The organism is Caballeronia sp. LZ029, assembly GCF_031451275.1.
In the GTDB taxonomy this organism is placed as follows: Bacteria; Pseudomonadota; Gammaproteobacteria; order Burkholderiales; family Burkholderiaceae; genus Caballeronia; species Caballeronia jiangsuensis.
This window is the reverse complement of sequence record NZ_JARUXO010000001.1, coordinates 2,549,252-2,563,994: the sequence shown is the minus strand read 5'-3', so window position 1 is coordinate 2,563,994 and position 14,743 is coordinate 2,549,252. Positions and strand designations below refer to the sequence as shown.

Here is a 14,743-nt window from a genome sequence, read left to right as displayed (position 1 = left end):
GCGACGCGCAGCGGTTCCCGCAAATCGCCGACGGTGTTTTGCACGGAACATGCCAGCGCGCCGGGACGCCCGGCCGCACCGGACTCGCGCCTTACAGGCGCGTGTCAATCGGACCGGTCTGTTAGAATGACGGCCTCCCGATCCTCGTCGTTTCTCGTCGTTCCGGTCCTGAAAACGTTGTGTCCTGCGGGTCCGGCTCGTGTGAGAAGTACTGCCAGAGAAGCATCGCGGATCATTTCAGGACCTGCCCAGACTCGACATGACGCTCCCGACCTCCAGCCAGACCGCCCTCATGGCCAACGCAATCCGCGCGCTCGCCATGGACGCCGTTCAACAAGCCAATTCCGGTCACCCCGGCATGCCGATGGGCATGGCCGAAATCGGCGTCGCGCTGTGGTCGCGCCATCTGAAGCACAACCCGACGAACCCGCACTGGTTCGATCGCGACCGTTTCGTTCTGTCGAACGGTCACGGCTCGATGCTGCTGTATTCGCTCCTGCACCTCACCGGCTACGACTTGCCGATGAGCGAACTGAAGAACTTCCGCCAGCTGCATTCGAAGACGCCGGGCCATCCGGAGTACGGCATGACGCCGGGCGTCGAGACGACCACCGGCCCGCTCGGCCAGGGCGTCGGCAATGCGGTCGGCATGGCGCTCGCCGAAGCGCTGCTCGCCGCTGAATTCAACAAGGCTGACGCGAAGATCGTCGACCATTACACGTACGTGTTCCTCGGCGACGGCTGCCTGATGGAAGGCATCTCGCACGAAGCCTGCTCGCTCGCGGGCACGCTCAAGCTGAACAAGCTGATCGCGCTTTACGACGACAACGGCATCTCGATCGACGGCCACGTCGAGCACTGGTTCCACGACGACACGCCGAAGCGCTTCGAAGCCTACGGCTGGAACGTGATCCGCGCGGTGGACGGTCACAACGTCGATGCGGTCGATGCCGCCATCGCTGCCGCGAAGAAGTCGGACAAGCCCACTTTGATCTGCTGCCGCACGGTCATCGGCAAGGGCGCGCCGACGAAGGCGGGCGGTCACGACGCGCACGGCGCGCCGCTCGGCGACAAGGAAATCGCGGCGACGCGCGCGGCCATCGGCTGGAACTATGGTCCGTTCGAAATTCCGCAGGAAGTGTATGCGGCGTGGGACGCGAAGGAACAAGGCACGCACGCCGAAGCCGAGTGGAACAAGGCATTCGACGCATACAAGGCGAAGTACGCCGGCGAAGGCGCCGAATTCGCGCGCCGCATGAGCGGTGAGTTGCCGGCGAACTGGGCGGAAGCGGCCGCGAAGATCATCGAGGATGCGAACCAGAAGGGCGAAACGGTCGCGACTCGCAAGGCGTCGCAGAACACGATCGAAGGTCTCGCGGCAGCGCTGCCGGAACTGCTCGGCGGCTCGGCCGACCTGACCGGCTCGAACCTCACCAACTGGAAGGCTTCCAAAGCGGTGCGTGCCGCAGGAGACGCGGAAAACGCGAATCCTTCGGGCATCCAGTGGGGCAATCACATCAATTACGGCGTGCGCGAGTTCGGCATGAGCGCGGCCATCAACGGCATCGCGCTGCACGGCGGCTATCGTCCGTTCGGCGGCACGTTCCTGACGTTCTCGGACTACAGCCGCAACGCGCTGCGCGTCGCCGCGCTGATGAAGTCGCGCTCGATCTTCGTGTACACGCACGATTCCATCGGCCTCGGTGAAGACGGTCCGACGCATCAGTCGATTGAGCACGTGTCCAGCCTGCGCCTGATCCCGAATCTGCAGACGTGGCGCCCGGCGGATACCGTCGAAACGGCTGTCGCGTGGACGCATGCAATCGCGCATCACGGTCCGTCGACGCTGATCTTCAGCCGCCAGAACCTGCAATTCTCGCCGCGCAACGACATTCAGATCGCCAACATCGCGAAGGGCGGCTACGTGCTGCGCGACTGGAACGACGACATCCCCGCGCGCAAGATCATCCTCATCGCGACCGGCTCGGAAGTGCAGCTCGCGATGGAAGCGGTCGAGGCGCTGGCGAAGGACGGCATCGGCGCGCGTATCGTGTCGATGCCCTGCACGAACGTCTTCGACAAGCAGGACGCCGAATACCGCGAGCGCGTGCTGCCGAAGGGCGTGGCGCGCGTGGCGATCGAGGCGGGCGTGACGGATTTCTGGCGCAAGTACGTGGGCCTCGAGGGCGGCGTGGTCGGCATCGACACGTTCGGCGAGTCGGCCCCGGCGGGTGCGCTGTTCAAGCATTTCGGCTTCACGGTGGAGAACGTGGTCAAGACGGCAAAGGCCGTTCTCGCCGCGTAAGCATTGATCTCAGCGAAGCAAGGTTTTTTTTAAGCCAAGGAGATAGACCATGACGATTCGCGTTGCAATCAACGGCTACGGCCGGATCGGCCGCAACACGCTGCGCGCCCTCTATGAGAACGGCAAGAAGCATGACATCGAGATCGTCGCCATCAATGACTTGGGCGATGCCAAGACCAACGCGCACCTGACGCAATACGACACGGCGCACGGCAAGTTCCCGGGCGAAGTGTCGGTGGACGGCGATTACCTCGTCGTCAACGGCGACAAGATTCGCGTGCTGGCGAACCGCAACCCGGCGGAACTGCCGTGGGGCGAGCTGAAGGTCGACGTGGTGATGGAGTGCACGGGCTTCTTCACGACGAAGGAAAAGGCGAGCGCGCACATCAAGGGCGGCGCGAAGAAGGTCATCATCTCGGCGCCGGGCGGCAAGGATGTGGACGCGACCATCGTGTACGGCGTGAACCACAACGTGCTGAAGGCTTCCGACACGGTCATCTCGAACGCATCGTGCACGACGAACTGCCTGGCTCCCTTGGTCAAGCCGCTGAACGACAAGATCGGTCTGGTGAACGGTCTGATGACCACGATCCACGCCTACACGAACGATCAGGTTCTGACCGACGTGTATCACGAAGACCTGCGCCGCGCGCGCTCGGCCACGCACAGCCAGATTCCGACGAAGACGGGCGCGGCTTCGGCTGTCGGCCTCGTGCTGCCGGAACTGAACGGCAAGCTGGATGGCTACGCGATCCGTGTTCCGACGATCAACGTGTCGGTGGTCGATCTGTCGTTCATCGCCGCGCGCGACACGACGGTCGAGGAAGTCAACAAGATCATGAAGGAAGCGTCGGAAGGCGCGCTGAAGGGCGTGCTCGGCTACAACGATGCGCCGCTCGTATCGATCGACTACAACCACAACCCGGCTTCGTCGACGTTCGATTCCACGCTCACGAAGGTGTCGGGTCGTCTCGTGAAGGTGTCGAGCTGGTACGACAACGAGTGGGGCTTCTCGAACCGCATGCTGGATACGGCTGTCGCGCTTGCCAACGCCAAGTAAGGCGACGCAGGTTTCAGCCCGCTGAAACGACAAAGCCGCTCTTCGGAGCGGCTTTGTTTTTGGTGCTTCGGTCTGCGTTACTGCTTTACGCCAGCTTCTCCCGCAGGAACGACACGACGTACGGCGTCGCCGCTGCCGCAACCGTGGCTGCCGTGCCAGGATCGATTCCCATGCGCGCCGCGATCGATTCGGCGATGCGCCCCGTGAGTACGCCTTCGCCACCTTCTTCCATCGATTTCAGAAAGCCGTCGCCCCGCACGAGCCCTGCGGCGAACGCGGCGAAAAAGCTTTTGCCGGGATGATCGCCGAGCAAGCCCTGACTCTGCTCTTCGGCGTGCGCGTGCGCGGTTTCCGCTGCGGTGCCGAGCATTTGCTGGCTGTCTTCGGGGCTGAAGCCCTGGTCGGTCAGCGCTTGTGTGGCCTGCGCGCCGTGCTCCGAGGATAGAAATTCCGAAACGAGTTGTTGCATGTCCATCGACGCTGCTCCTCTTGATGTTCGCCAATTGCAGGGCAGCGCAAGCGGATAGAAACCTCCATCACGCACGGCCCTTGCTGAGACCGCGAACCCATCGGGAAGTGCCGTGCTTTATCTGTTCGGCACAGGAAAATGCACGCCCGCGCGCTGCGCCGCATTGACGATGTGCCCTTCGATTGCGCGGCCGGCTTTCTCTCCGTCGCGCGCCTTCAACGCTTCGATGATGATCGCGTGCTCGTGATACGTCGACAGCACCAGTTCGCGCCGATAAAACGGCAGACGCTGGCTCTCCTTCATGATGTCGGCGCTGCCGCGCAGGATCGATTCGATCGCCGCGTTTCCCGCGAGACTCACGATGCGCATGTGGAACGCGAAGTCCAGCTGCGCGGCTTCCTCGAGCGCCGATTCCGTTAGCGCCCCGTGCAGCGAATCGAGATTGTCGTCGAGCCAGTCGATGTCCGAATCGCCGATCGAATGCGCCGCGAGCCGCGCGACGAATCCTTCCAGCGCGAAGCGCATCTGATACGTGTCGGGCAGCGATGCCTGATCCGCGAAGCGCCACGGATGCGCGGTGCTCGCCTGCGCATTGTTGACGTAGACACCCTTGCCCGGACGGATATGCAGCATGCCGAGCGCTTCGAGCGTCGAGAGCGCCTCGCGCAGCGATGCCCTGCTGATCGACAGTTCCTCGGATAGTTGCCTTTGCGCCGGCAGCAAGCTCCCGACCGGGTACATGCTCGATTCGATGCGCTCGCGGATGGTCGCGATCGCGGCGTCGGTCACGGTATGCGGGACGTTTTTCATAGGAAGAAAACAGTATTGGCCGGTCTGACCGCCATTGTATGCGCGTGCCGCGCGCACGTGTGAACGACCGTTTCGCGTGCATTTTCGTGCCCGGTCCGAACAGGGTATACCGCTACGAATGCTTCCTTGACGGGGTTATATCGGCTTTCTAATATTCCACATCACAGCACTGGTCCGACCAGTCGGAACAGTTGCTCGGGTCCTGAGACATTACACGAGGAGACGGTCGTGTCGAGATTTCTAAATTCGCTGTTCGGCAGGGTAATGATTGCGTTGGTTATCGGCATCGTGGTGGGCGCGCTGTTTCCGCAGTTCGGCCAATCGTTGCGGCCCTTGGGCGACGGCTTTCTGAAGCTCATCAAGATGGTGATCGGGCCGATCGTGTTCTGCGTCGTCGTGAGCGGCATGGCGAGCGCGGGCGATCTGAAGAAGGTCGGGCGCGTCGGGCTGAAGGCGGTCGTCTACTTCGAGATCATGACGACGCTCGCGCTCATCATCGGCGCGATACTCGCGTGGATCACGCGCCCCGGCGTCGGCATGAACATCGATTTGCATACGCTCAATGCCGCGTCGCTCGCCACGTACACCGAGCATGCGAAGAGCCTGAAGGACACCGCGGGCTTCCTGCTCAAGATCATCCCCGACACCGCCGTCGATGCCTTCGCCAAGGGCGACATCCTGCAAGTGCTCGTGTTCGCGATCCTCTTCGGCTCGGCGCTCTCGATGCTCGGCGACAAGGCGCAACGCGTGACGGTTTTCATCGACGAACTGTCGAACGTGTTCTTCCGCATCATGGCGTTCATCATCAAGCTGGCGCCGCTCGGCGTGCTGGGCGCGATCGCGTTCACGACCGGCCAGTACGGCGTCGCGTCGCTCAAGCAACTGGGTCTGCTCGTGATCGTGTTCTACGCGAGCTGCTTCCTGTTCGTCTTCGTCGTGCTGGGTGTGGTGATGCGCCTCGCGGGCTTCTCGATCTTCAAGCTCATTCGCTATCTGCGTGAAGAACTGTCGATCGTGCTCGGCACGGCTTCATCGGATGCCGTGCTCCCGCAGATCATGCGCAAGCTCGAATGGATGGGCGTGAAGGATTCGACCGTCGGTCTCGTGATCCCGACCGGCTACTCGTTCAACCTCGACGGCTTCTCGATCTATCTCACGCTCGCGGTGATCTTCATCGCGCAGGCGACCAACACGCCGCTGTCGCTGCATGACCTGATCGTCGTCGTGCTCGTGTCGCTGGTGACGTCGAAGGGCGCGCACGGCATTCCCGGCTCGGCCATCGTGATTCTCGCCGCGACGCTCTCCGCGATTCCCGCGATTCCCGTGCTCGGCCTCGTGCTGATTCTGCCGGTCGACTGGTTCGTCGGAATCGCGCGTGCCGTGACCAACCTGATCGGCAACTGCGTGGCGACCGTGGTCGTCGCCGTGTGGGAGAAAGACATCGACCGGGCGCGCGCCAAGCGCGTGCTCGACCAGGACGCCGAATACCGCTTCGTGCCCGCCGCGCCGGAACCCGCGCACGGTCACGGTCATGAAAACGCACACGCAGTCTGATTCACCGCAACCGAAGGAAACTGAAATGGCCAACCCGATTCTCGACGCAGACGCTCCCGCTTTCGCCCGCCGCTACATGAACCTCGCGGACCCGCGGCTCGGCGCGCAGGCGCTCTTCGCCACCGACGAATTCTTCGCGCCGAAGGAGCGCATGCTGGAGCCGCAGCCCGCGGTGTTCATTCCCGGCAAGTACGACGAGCACGGCAAGTGGATGGACGGCTGGGAGACGCGCCGCAAGCGCACGACGGGCTACGACTACTGCATCGTCAAGCTCGCGCGCGCGGGCGTGATTCACGGCATCGATATCGACACGAGCCACTTCACCGGCAATTTCCCGCCGGCTGCGTCGATCGAAGCGTGCTACAGCGAACGCGGCAATCCGCAGGAAGACGGCGACTGGCGCGAGATCGTGCCGGCGACGACGCTGCAGGGCAATCATCATCACTATGTCGAGATCGGCGATACGCGCGCCTACACGCATCTGCGCGTGAACATCTATCCCGATGGCGGCATCGCGCGGCTGCGCGTCTACGGACAGCCGAAGACGGATTTCTCGCGCGTCGAACGCGGCACGCTGCTCGATCTCGCGGCGATCGAGAACGGCGCGTATCTCGTTGCGGCGAACAATCAGCACTTCGGTCCCGCGTCGCAAATGCTGATGCCGGGACGCGGCGTGAACATGGGCGACGGCTGGGAAACGCGCCGGCGTCGCGAGCCGGGCAATGACTGGGCGATCGTCGCACTGGCGAATCCCGGCGTGATCCGCGCGATCGAAGTCGATACGGCGCACTTCAAGGGCAACTATCCGGATCGCTGTTCGCTGCAGGCGGCGCGCGTGGAAGGCGGCACGGATGAGTCGCTCGTCACGCAGGCGATGTTCTGGCCCGTGCTGCTCGGCGAACAAAAGCTCTCGATGGACAACGTGCATCGCTTCGAGAACGAGATCGCCGCGCTCGGGCCGGTGACGCACGTGCGCTTCAATATCTATCCTGATGGCGGGGTGTCGCGGCTGCGCATCTTCGGAGAGATCGAATGAGAACGCTGACGCTGGAACCGCTGACGCGCGAAGCCTTCGCCCCGTTCGGCGATGTCATCGAACTCGAAGGCGCGCGCCATTTTCCGATCAACGCGGGCACGACGGAGCGCTTTCACGATCTTGCCAACGTGGAGGTCGGTTTCGAGAGCGGTGGGCGGCCGCTCATCAACGTGTTTCGCGGCCAACCGCGCCCGCAGCCCGTCGTGATCTCGATGATGGAGCGGCATCCGCTCGGCAGTCAGGCGTTCGTGCCGCTCGCGGACGTGCGCTATCTCGTGGTCGTCGCGCCCGCTGGCGAATTCGATCCCGCCGCGATGCGCGCGTTTTACGCATGCGGCTGGCAAGGCGTGAACTATGCGCGCGGCGTGTGGCATCACCCGCTGATCGTGCTCGACAAGGCGGCGGATTTCATCGTCGTGGATCGCGGCGGCGATCTTCCGAATTGCGACGAGATCGATCTGCCCGAGCGATACACGTTGATCGAACACGAAGTGCACGCCGCCTGAGGCACATCGCGCGAATCGTAATGCAACTGCGAATCGATCGCAGACGCAAGACTCGAAACGTATAGACGAAACGAAACCGCCGTCCATCGAACCGATGGACGGCGGTTTTCACATTCACGTGCCTTAAGCGCGGCGCGCGAAGCTCAATGCTTGCGGTGCGGGCAGTTTTCCTTCGTGCATGCGCCGTACAGCGCGAGCGCATGCTCGTGGAGCTTGAAGCCGCGATCCTTCGCGATCGATTGCTGACGGCGTTCGATCTCGGCATCGAAGAACTCTTCCACGCGGCCGCAGTCGATGCACACGAGGTGATCGTGGTGCGATCCCTCGTTGAGCTCGAACACGGCCTTGCCCGATTCGAAATTGCTTCGCGACAACAAGCCGGCTTGCTCGAACTGCGTGAGCACGCGATAAACCGTCGCGAGACCGATATCGAGCTCTTCGTTGAGCAGACTTCGGTACACGTCTTCGGCGGTCAGATGGCGCACCGGGCTATGCTGAAAAATTTCGAGAATCTTGAGGCGGGGCAGGGTCGCCTTGAGCCCGATATTTTTGAGATCGGCGGGATTGGTCATGGCTAGGCATCCCTAGAGTACAATTCAAGGTTCTCATAGTAATGCGTTTTTCCAATTCCCGACATCCCGTGAGGACGCAAGGCGAATTGGACGAAAAGAGCGCGACCTCGGAGCGCCTCGCGTGAAAGGTGAAATGTTTTCCAAATCTTTATCGAATTGCAGGGAGAGCCGTCGCATGCGGGGAACCGTGATCGCAGCAACCTTGGCCGCATTGCTCGCCGGCTGCTCGGCGTACGACAGCGCCACGCAGAAGATCGCGCAAAGCATCACACCGTATCGGATCACGGTTGTGCAAGGCAATTTCGTTTCGCAGGAAGCGGCAAGCCAGATGCAGGTCGGCATGTCGCGTGATCAGGTGAAGCAGCTCCTGGGCACGCCGCTTCTGACCGACATGTTCCACGCCGATCGCTGGGACTATGTGTTCTATTTCAAACGCGGATCGACGTCCATCGTCCAGCAGCGTGATTTCGTCGTGAACTTCGCGAGCGATCGCGTCGTGAGCTGGTCGGGCGGCGAGAATCTGCCGTCCAACCTCGAACTGCTCGCGGAGATCGACGGCGACAAGGGCGTCAAGGTCGCGAAGGCGGCCGCGCCCGCGGCGGCATCGGCGGCGGTGGCGTCGACGGCGGCTGTGACCGCGCCGTCCGGCGAGCCGTCCACGCAGCCGAACGCCGCAGCCGCATTCTCGGGCGACGCCAATCAGCAAGCCGCGCAGGCAGCCAATCGCGCAACGGCGCAGGTGGACATGCCGACGGGCCGCACGCAGTCGTCGGTGCGGCCGAACGTGCCGCAGACCGCGGGTGGCGCGCCCGGATCGAGCGGCCAGAGCGGCAGCAACTCGCAGATCCAATTGCAGCGCCGGCCGCAGACGATCAACATTCCGGACAGCAGCGCGGTCGGTCCGGCGGCCACATCGCCGGCGCCGGCCAACGCGGGCGGCCAGGCGCAGTTCTATCTGCCGCAGCAAAGCCAGTAAGCAGTTCAGCCGTTTGAAGCTGAAGCCGCGCTGCGCGTTTTCACGCAGCGCCGCTTCAGTCGCATCGCCAATCCGCATCATCCATCGCGCCTGTTGCGCGCGGTTCAACACGAGACTGCCATGAAGATCGCCATCGCCGGGGCATCGGGCCGCATGGGCCGGATGCTGATCGAAACCGTTCTCAACGATTCCGAAGCGCAACTCGCCGGCGCGCTCGACCGGCCCGGCGTGCCGCAACTCGGGCAGGACGCGGGCGCATTCCTCGGCAAAACCACCGGCGTTCTGCTGACCGACGACATCGAGCGCGTGTTCGCCGACGCCGATTGTCTGATCGACTTCACGCGCCCCGAAGGCACGATGGCGCATCTCGAAGCCGCGCTGCGTCACAACGTGAAGATGATCATCGGCACGACGGGTTTCTCGGACGAGCAGAAGGCGCAGTTGAAGCAGGCGGGCGAGAAGATCGGCGTCGTGTTCGCGCCGAACATGAGCGTCGGCGTGAACGTCACGCTGAAGCTGCTCGAATTCGCCGCGAAACATTTCGCGCAGGGCTACGACATCGAAGTCATCGAGGCGCATCACCGGCACAAGGTGGACGCGCCGTCCGGCACCGCGCTCGCGATGGGCGAGGTGATCGCTCATGCGCTCGGCCGCGATCTGAAGGACTGCGCCGTGTACGCGCGCGAAGGCGTGACGGGCGAGCGTGATCCGTCGACTATCGGCTTCTCGGCGATTCGCGGCGGCGATATCGTCGGCGATCACACGGTGCTCTTCGCGGGCATCGGCGAGCGTATCGAGATCACGCACAAGTCGGCGAGCCGTCTGTCCTACGCGCAAGGCGCGCTGCGCGCCGCGCGCTTCCTGCAAGGGCACGACAAGGGCTTCTTCGACATGCAGGACGTCCTCGGCCTGCGCTGATTCATCTTCGCGACGATGGCCGCAACGGGCGTTATCCACTATCTGCAATCCGGCGATGCCGTGACGCACGCGGTCGCGGGCTTGCTGCTCGCGATGTCGCTCGCGAGCTGGTGCTTCCTGCTCGTGAAGGCGTGGATTCTCGCGCGTGCGAAATGGCAAGGCCCGCGTGCGCTGCAGCGTTTCTGGCAGGCGCCCAGTCTGAAAGACGGGATCGGCGCATTGCAGCGCGCCGATCGCGAGCGTGTGTTTCTGCCGCTCGCCGAAGCCGCGTGGCGCGCATCGGAAGCTGAAATGCCGGGCGCGCTGCTCGCTCGCGTGGAGCGCAGCGAACGCGTCCTGCGCGCGCTGCGTCATGCGTTGCTCCGCTCGCAACGCAGACTCGAATTCGGCCAGGTTCTGCTCGCATCGGTGGGCAGCACGGCGCCGTTCGTCGGCCTGCTCGGCACCGTGTGGGGCATTTATCACGCGCTGGTCAGCATCGCGTCGAGCGGACAGGCGATGATCGAAAACGTCGCCGGGCCGGTCGGCGAGGCGCTCATCATGACGGCGTTCGGGCTGGTCGTCGCGATTCCCGCCGTGCTCGCGTACAACGTGCTCGGCCGCTACGTGCGGCAGATTTCCGAGGAGCTCGACGGCTTCGCGCACGATCTGCACGCGTTCGTCTGCGGTCCGGCCGAATAGGCGCGCGGCGATGGCCTTCGGCGGACTCGACAAGAAATCCAACGGCCAGCCGATGGCCGACATCAACATGACGCCGCTCATCGACGTCATGCTCGTTCTGCTCGTCATCTTCATCATCACGGCGCCGCTTTTCACGCACGCGATCCGGCTGGATCTGCCGAAAGTCGCGTCGCAGCCCGCGCGCGAGACGCCGCAAACCATCACGCTTTCCATCGACGACGCCGGCAAGCTCTTCTGGAACGACACGCCGGTCAGCTTCGATCAGATGCGCGCGCGTTTCGCCGATGCGGGCAAGACGGCGCAAAAGCCCGAGCTGCATTTGCGGGCGTCGAGCGCGACGCGCTACGAAATCATCGCGCAGGTAATGGGCGCGGCGCAGCAGGCGGGGCTGGAGCGCATCGGCTTCGTCACGCAGCCCGCGCGGTCGCAGGCACAGGCGCCCGCGCGATAAGCGCGCGAGTTGCCGCGCATCGAACGGTATAATCGCGATTTCCCCGTTCGGCGGGCCTTGCAGAAGCCAGCAGACCCGAATTCCGACGCCGCGCCGTGTCAGCAATGCCGCAGCGCCTGGACTCGTCGCTCATATCGATGCGGCTGGTTCCAATGTCCGTTCCCAGCATTTGCCGAAAGCCAAACCACACCATGCACGATAAATACGTACCCGCCGACGTCGAATCCGCCGCGCAGAGCAACTGGCGCGCGAACGATGTCTACCGGACGACCGAGACGTCGGCCAAGCCCAAGTTCTATTGCGTCTCGATGCTGCCGTATCCGTCGGGCAAGCTGCACATGGGTCACGTGCGCAACTACACCATCAACGACGTGATGTACCGTTATCTGCGCATGAACGGTCACAACACGCTGATGCCGATGGGCTGGGACGCGTTCGGCATGCCCGCCGAGAACGCGGCGATGGCGAACAACGTGCCGCCGGCGAAGTGGACGTACGAGAACATCGCGTACATGAAGAAGCAGATGCAGTCGATGGGCCTCGCCATCGACTGGTCGCGCGAAGTCGCCACGTGCTCGCCGGATTACTACAAGTGGAACCAGTGGCTGTTCCTGAAGATGCTGGAAAAGGGCATCGCGTACAAGAAGACCGGCACGGTGAACTGGGACCCGGTCGATCAGACCGTGCTCGCGAACGAGCAGGTCATCGATGGGCGCGGCTGGCGCTCGGGCGCGCTCGTCGAAAAGCGCGAAATCCCGATGTACTACCTGCGCATCACCGATTACGCGGACCAGTTGCTCGACGATCTCGAAGGCCTTGGCTGGCCCGAGCGCGTCAAGATCATGCAGCAGAACTGGATCGGCAAGAGCTTCGGCGTGAACTTCGGTTTTCCGTATGAAATCGACGGCGAAGCGAAACTGCTGCGCGTCTTCACCACGCGCGCCGACACCATCATGGGCGTCACGTTCGCGGCAGTCGCGGCGGAACATCCGCTCGCCACGCGCCTCGCGCGCGACAATGCGGAGTTGCAGGCGTTCATCGACGAATGCAAGCGCGGCGGCGTGGCGGAAGCCGATGTCGCCACGATGGAAAAGAAGGGCGTGCCCACGGGCTTTTTCGTCACGCATCCGCTGACGGGCGCGCAGGTCGAAGTCTGGATCGGCAATTACGTGCTGATGTCCTACGGCGAAGGCGCGGTGATGGGCGTGCCGTCGCACGACGAGCGCGATTTCGCCTTCGCGAAGAAGTACGGCCTGGCCATCAATCAGGTGATCGACATCGAAGGCAAGCCCTATTCGACCGATGCCTGGGAAGAGTGGTACGGCGACAAGACCGCGGGCCGTCTCATCAACAGCGGCAAGTACGACGGCATGACCACCGAGGAAGCGATCGACGCGATCGCCGCCGACCTCAAGGCGAAGGACTTCGGCGACAAGCAGATCACCTGGCGTCTGCGCGACTGGGGCATCTCGCGCCAGCGTTACTGGGGCACGCCGATTCCGATCATCCATTGCCCGAGCTGCGGCGACGTGCCGGTGCCGGAAAAGGATCTGCCCGTTGTGCTGCCGGAAGACCTCGTGCCGGACGGATCGGGCAATCCGCTCGCGAAGTCCGAAGCGTTCCTGAATTGCGCGTGCCCGAAATGCGGCGCGGCGGCGAAGCGCGAAACCGACACGATGGACACTTTCGTCGATTCGTCCTGGTACTTCTCGCGCTACAGCGCGCCGGACGCGCAGACGATGGTCGACGAGCGCACCGATTACTGGATGCCGATGGATCAGTACATCGGCGGCATCGAGCACGCGATTCTTCACCTGTTGTATTCGCGTTTCTGGACGAAGGTCATGCGCGACATGGGCCTCATCAAGTTCGGCGAGCCCGCGAAGAATCTGCTCACGCAGGGCATGGTGCTGAACGAAACGTTCTATCGCGAAGACGCGGCTGGCAAGAAGACCTGGTACAACCCGCTCGACGTCACCGTCGCGCACGATGACAAGGGCCGTCCGACCGGCGCGACGCTCAACGCCGACGGTCAGCCGGTCGTGCTCGGCGGCGTCGAGAAGATGTCGAAGTCGAAGAACAACGGCGTCGATCCGCAAACGCTGATCGATCAGTACGGTGCGGATACCGCGCGCCTCTTCGTGATGTTCGCAGCGCCGCCGGAGCAGTCGCTCGAATGGTCGGGCGCGGGCGTGGAAGGCGCGAGCCGCTTCCTGCGCCGCGTGTGGCATTTCGCGCACGACAACGCCGATGCGCTGCGCCAGCACGCGAAGCTCGATGTATCGGCCCTCAGCGATACGGACAAAACGCTGCGCCGCGAAATCTACACCGTGCTCAAGCAGGCCGATTTCGACTACGGCCGCCTGCAGTACAACACGGTGGTGTCCGCGGCGATGAAGATGCTCAACGCGGTCGATGGCGCGAAGAACGCGGGCGTCGGCGTGTTGAATGAAACCTTCGGCGTGCTGCTGCGCGTGCTGTATCCGGTCGTGCCTCACGTGACGTTCCAGTTGTGGTCGGAGCTCGGCTACGAGAAGGAATTCGGCCCGCTGCTCGACGCGCCCTGGCCGAAGGTCGACGAGGCCGCGCTCGAGCAATCGGAGATCGAGCTCGTGTTGCAGGTGAACGGCAAGGTACGCGGCGCGCTGACGGTTGCGAAGGATGCATCGCGGGAAACCATCGAAAAGGCCGCGATCGCGCACGAAATGTTTGCAAAGTTTTCGGAGGGCCGCGCGCCGAAGAAGGTGATCGTGGTGCCGGGGCGTCTCGTCAACGTGGTCGTCTGATGCGCAAAACCAGGGGAGTCGATGTGACCGGGAAAGCCGTCGAGAAAGGCGTAAGCAGGCGCTCGTTCCTTGCGCTCGTGGGCGGCGCGGCCGCGCTGTCGGCATGCGGCTTCCAACTGCGTGGGCAGCAGGACTATGCGTTCAAGCGGCTCGCGATCACAGGCGGCGCGCCGCAGATGGTCGCGCGCCTCGAACGCATGGTTCAGGGCGGCAGCGACACGGTTATCGTCAAGCCTTTCGAGAAGCCGGACGCGACGCTCAATTTGTCCGAAGGGACGGGCCTGCGCACGCTGAGCCTGAACGCGCAGGGCGTCGTGCAGGAATACGAGCTCGTGTACAGCGTGAATTACTCGCTGATGGGCGCGGACGGCACGCTGCTGATTCCGCCGAGCGCCATCGTATTGAATCGTTCGATGACCTACAGCGATCAATACACGCTTGCAAAGGGCCAGGAATCCGTGCTGCTTTACAACGACATGCGCATCGACGCCGTCGACCAGTTGACCCGCCGTCTCGCGACAGTGCGTTCGCTGCATCCGGCGCCGGGCGAGCAGACGCCGGGCGTCGCGCCGCGCGCGCCGCTGCCGGTGCCGCCGCTCTGATCGCGCGCTCGCCAGCA

At 63.5% G+C, this 14,743-nt stretch carries 14 protein-coding genes; 11 read left to right on the top strand and 3 right to left on the bottom strand.

Going from position 1 to position 14,743, the window contains the following annotated elements; genetic code table 11:
* Window positions 1-259 precede the first annotated feature (259 nt).
* The gene (gene tkt / locus QCE73_RS12105; protein ID WP_309881381.1) at window positions 260-2,305 is read left to right on the top strand and encodes a transketolase; all 2,046 of its coding nucleotides are present in this window, start codon (window positions 260-262) and stop codon (window positions 2,303-2,305) included.
* 49 nt (window positions 2,306-2,354) lie between these two features.
* The gene (gene gap / locus QCE73_RS12100) at window positions 2,355-3,365 is read left to right on the top strand and encodes a type I glyceraldehyde-3-phosphate dehydrogenase (protein ID WP_035507658.1); all 1,011 of its coding nucleotides are present in this window, start codon (window positions 2,355-2,357) and stop codon (window positions 3,363-3,365) included.
* A gap of 85 nt (window positions 3,366-3,450) precedes the next feature.
* On the opposite strand, the gene QCE73_RS12095 is transcribed toward gap, so the two are convergent.
* Entirely contained in the window at window positions 3,451-3,840 is a 390-nt protein-coding gene (locus tag QCE73_RS12095) for a hypothetical protein (protein ID WP_035507656.1), read from the bottom strand.
* Window positions 3,841-3,951: 111 nt separating this feature from the next.
* A complete protein-coding gene (locus tag QCE73_RS12090; RefSeq protein WP_035507653.1) occupies window positions 3,952-4,644 on the bottom strand; it encodes a FadR/GntR family transcriptional regulator in 693 nt (230 codons plus the stop codon).
* A 228-nt stretch (window positions 4,645-4,872) separates the two neighbouring features.
* On the opposite strand from QCE73_RS12090, the gene QCE73_RS12085 reads away from it, so the two are divergent.
* From QCE73_RS12085 to QCE73_RS12075, 3 genes are read left to right on the top strand one after another with little or no spacing between them, the layout of a single operon-like run.
* Entirely contained in the window at window positions 4,873-6,198 is a 1,326-nt protein-coding gene (locus QCE73_RS12085) for a C4-dicarboxylate transporter DctA (protein WP_309881376.1), read from the top strand.
* A 25-nt stretch (window positions 6,199-6,223) separates the two neighbouring features.
* A complete protein-coding gene (gene alc / locus QCE73_RS12080) occupies window positions 6,224-7,234 on the top strand; it encodes an allantoicase (protein WP_238288306.1) in 1,011 nt (336 codons plus the stop codon).
* On the top strand, window positions 7,231-7,740 hold the full coding sequence (locus QCE73_RS12075) for an ureidoglycolate lyase (protein WP_309881375.1): 510 nt from the start codon (window positions 7,231-7,233) through the stop codon (window positions 7,738-7,740). Before alc ends, QCE73_RS12075 begins: the two co-directional genes overlap by 4 nt.
* Window positions 7,741-7,883: 143 nt before the next feature.
* Here the strand turns inward: QCE73_RS12075 and fur are convergent, their stop codons facing one another.
* Complete coding sequence (gene fur / locus QCE73_RS12070; RefSeq protein WP_035507641.1) at window positions 7,884-8,312, bottom strand: ferric iron uptake transcriptional regulator; 429 nt, start codon at window positions 8,310-8,312, stop codon at window positions 7,884-7,886.
* 175 nt (window positions 8,313-8,487) lie between these two features.
* Between fur and QCE73_RS12065 the strand changes: the two genes are divergently transcribed.
* The 6 genes from QCE73_RS12065 to lptE all read left to right on the top strand — a co-directional run bounded on the left by QCE73_RS12065 (window position 8,488) and on the right by lptE (window position 14,726).
* Complete coding sequence (locus tag QCE73_RS12065) at window positions 8,488-9,288, top strand: outer membrane protein assembly factor BamE (RefSeq protein WP_035507639.1); 801 nt, start codon at window positions 8,488-8,490, stop codon at window positions 9,286-9,288.
* Between the two features lie 120 nt (window positions 9,289-9,408).
* The gene (gene dapB, locus QCE73_RS12060) at window positions 9,409-10,206 is read left to right on the top strand and encodes a 4-hydroxy-tetrahydrodipicolinate reductase (protein ID WP_309881374.1); all 798 of its coding nucleotides are present in this window, start codon (window positions 9,409-9,411) and stop codon (window positions 10,204-10,206) included.
* Window positions 10,207-10,221: 15 nt separating this feature from the next.
* Window positions 10,222-10,887 (top strand): MotA/TolQ/ExbB proton channel family protein, encoded by a 666-nt coding sequence (locus QCE73_RS12055; RefSeq protein WP_035507633.1) that lies wholly within the window; start codon window positions 10,222-10,224, stop codon window positions 10,885-10,887.
* 10 nt (window positions 10,888-10,897) lie between these two features.
* Window positions 10,898-11,338, top strand: coding sequence for a biopolymer transporter ExbD (locus QCE73_RS12050; RefSeq protein ID WP_035507629.1), 441 nt, complete (start codon window positions 10,898-10,900; stop codon window positions 11,336-11,338).
* Between the two features lie 191 nt (window positions 11,339-11,529).
* Window positions 11,530-14,124: a leucine--tRNA ligase gene (gene leuS, locus QCE73_RS12045; protein WP_309881372.1), complete on the top strand. Its 2,595-nt coding sequence runs from the start codon at window positions 11,530-11,532 to the stop codon at window positions 14,122-14,124.
* On the top strand, window positions 14,124-14,726 hold the full coding sequence (gene lptE, locus QCE73_RS12040; protein WP_309881371.1) for an LPS assembly lipoprotein LptE: 603 nt from the start codon (window positions 14,124-14,126) through the stop codon (window positions 14,724-14,726). The genes leuS and lptE overlap by 1 nt, the downstream gene beginning before the upstream one ends.
* The last annotated feature ends 17 nt before the right edge of the window (window positions 14,727-14,743 follow it).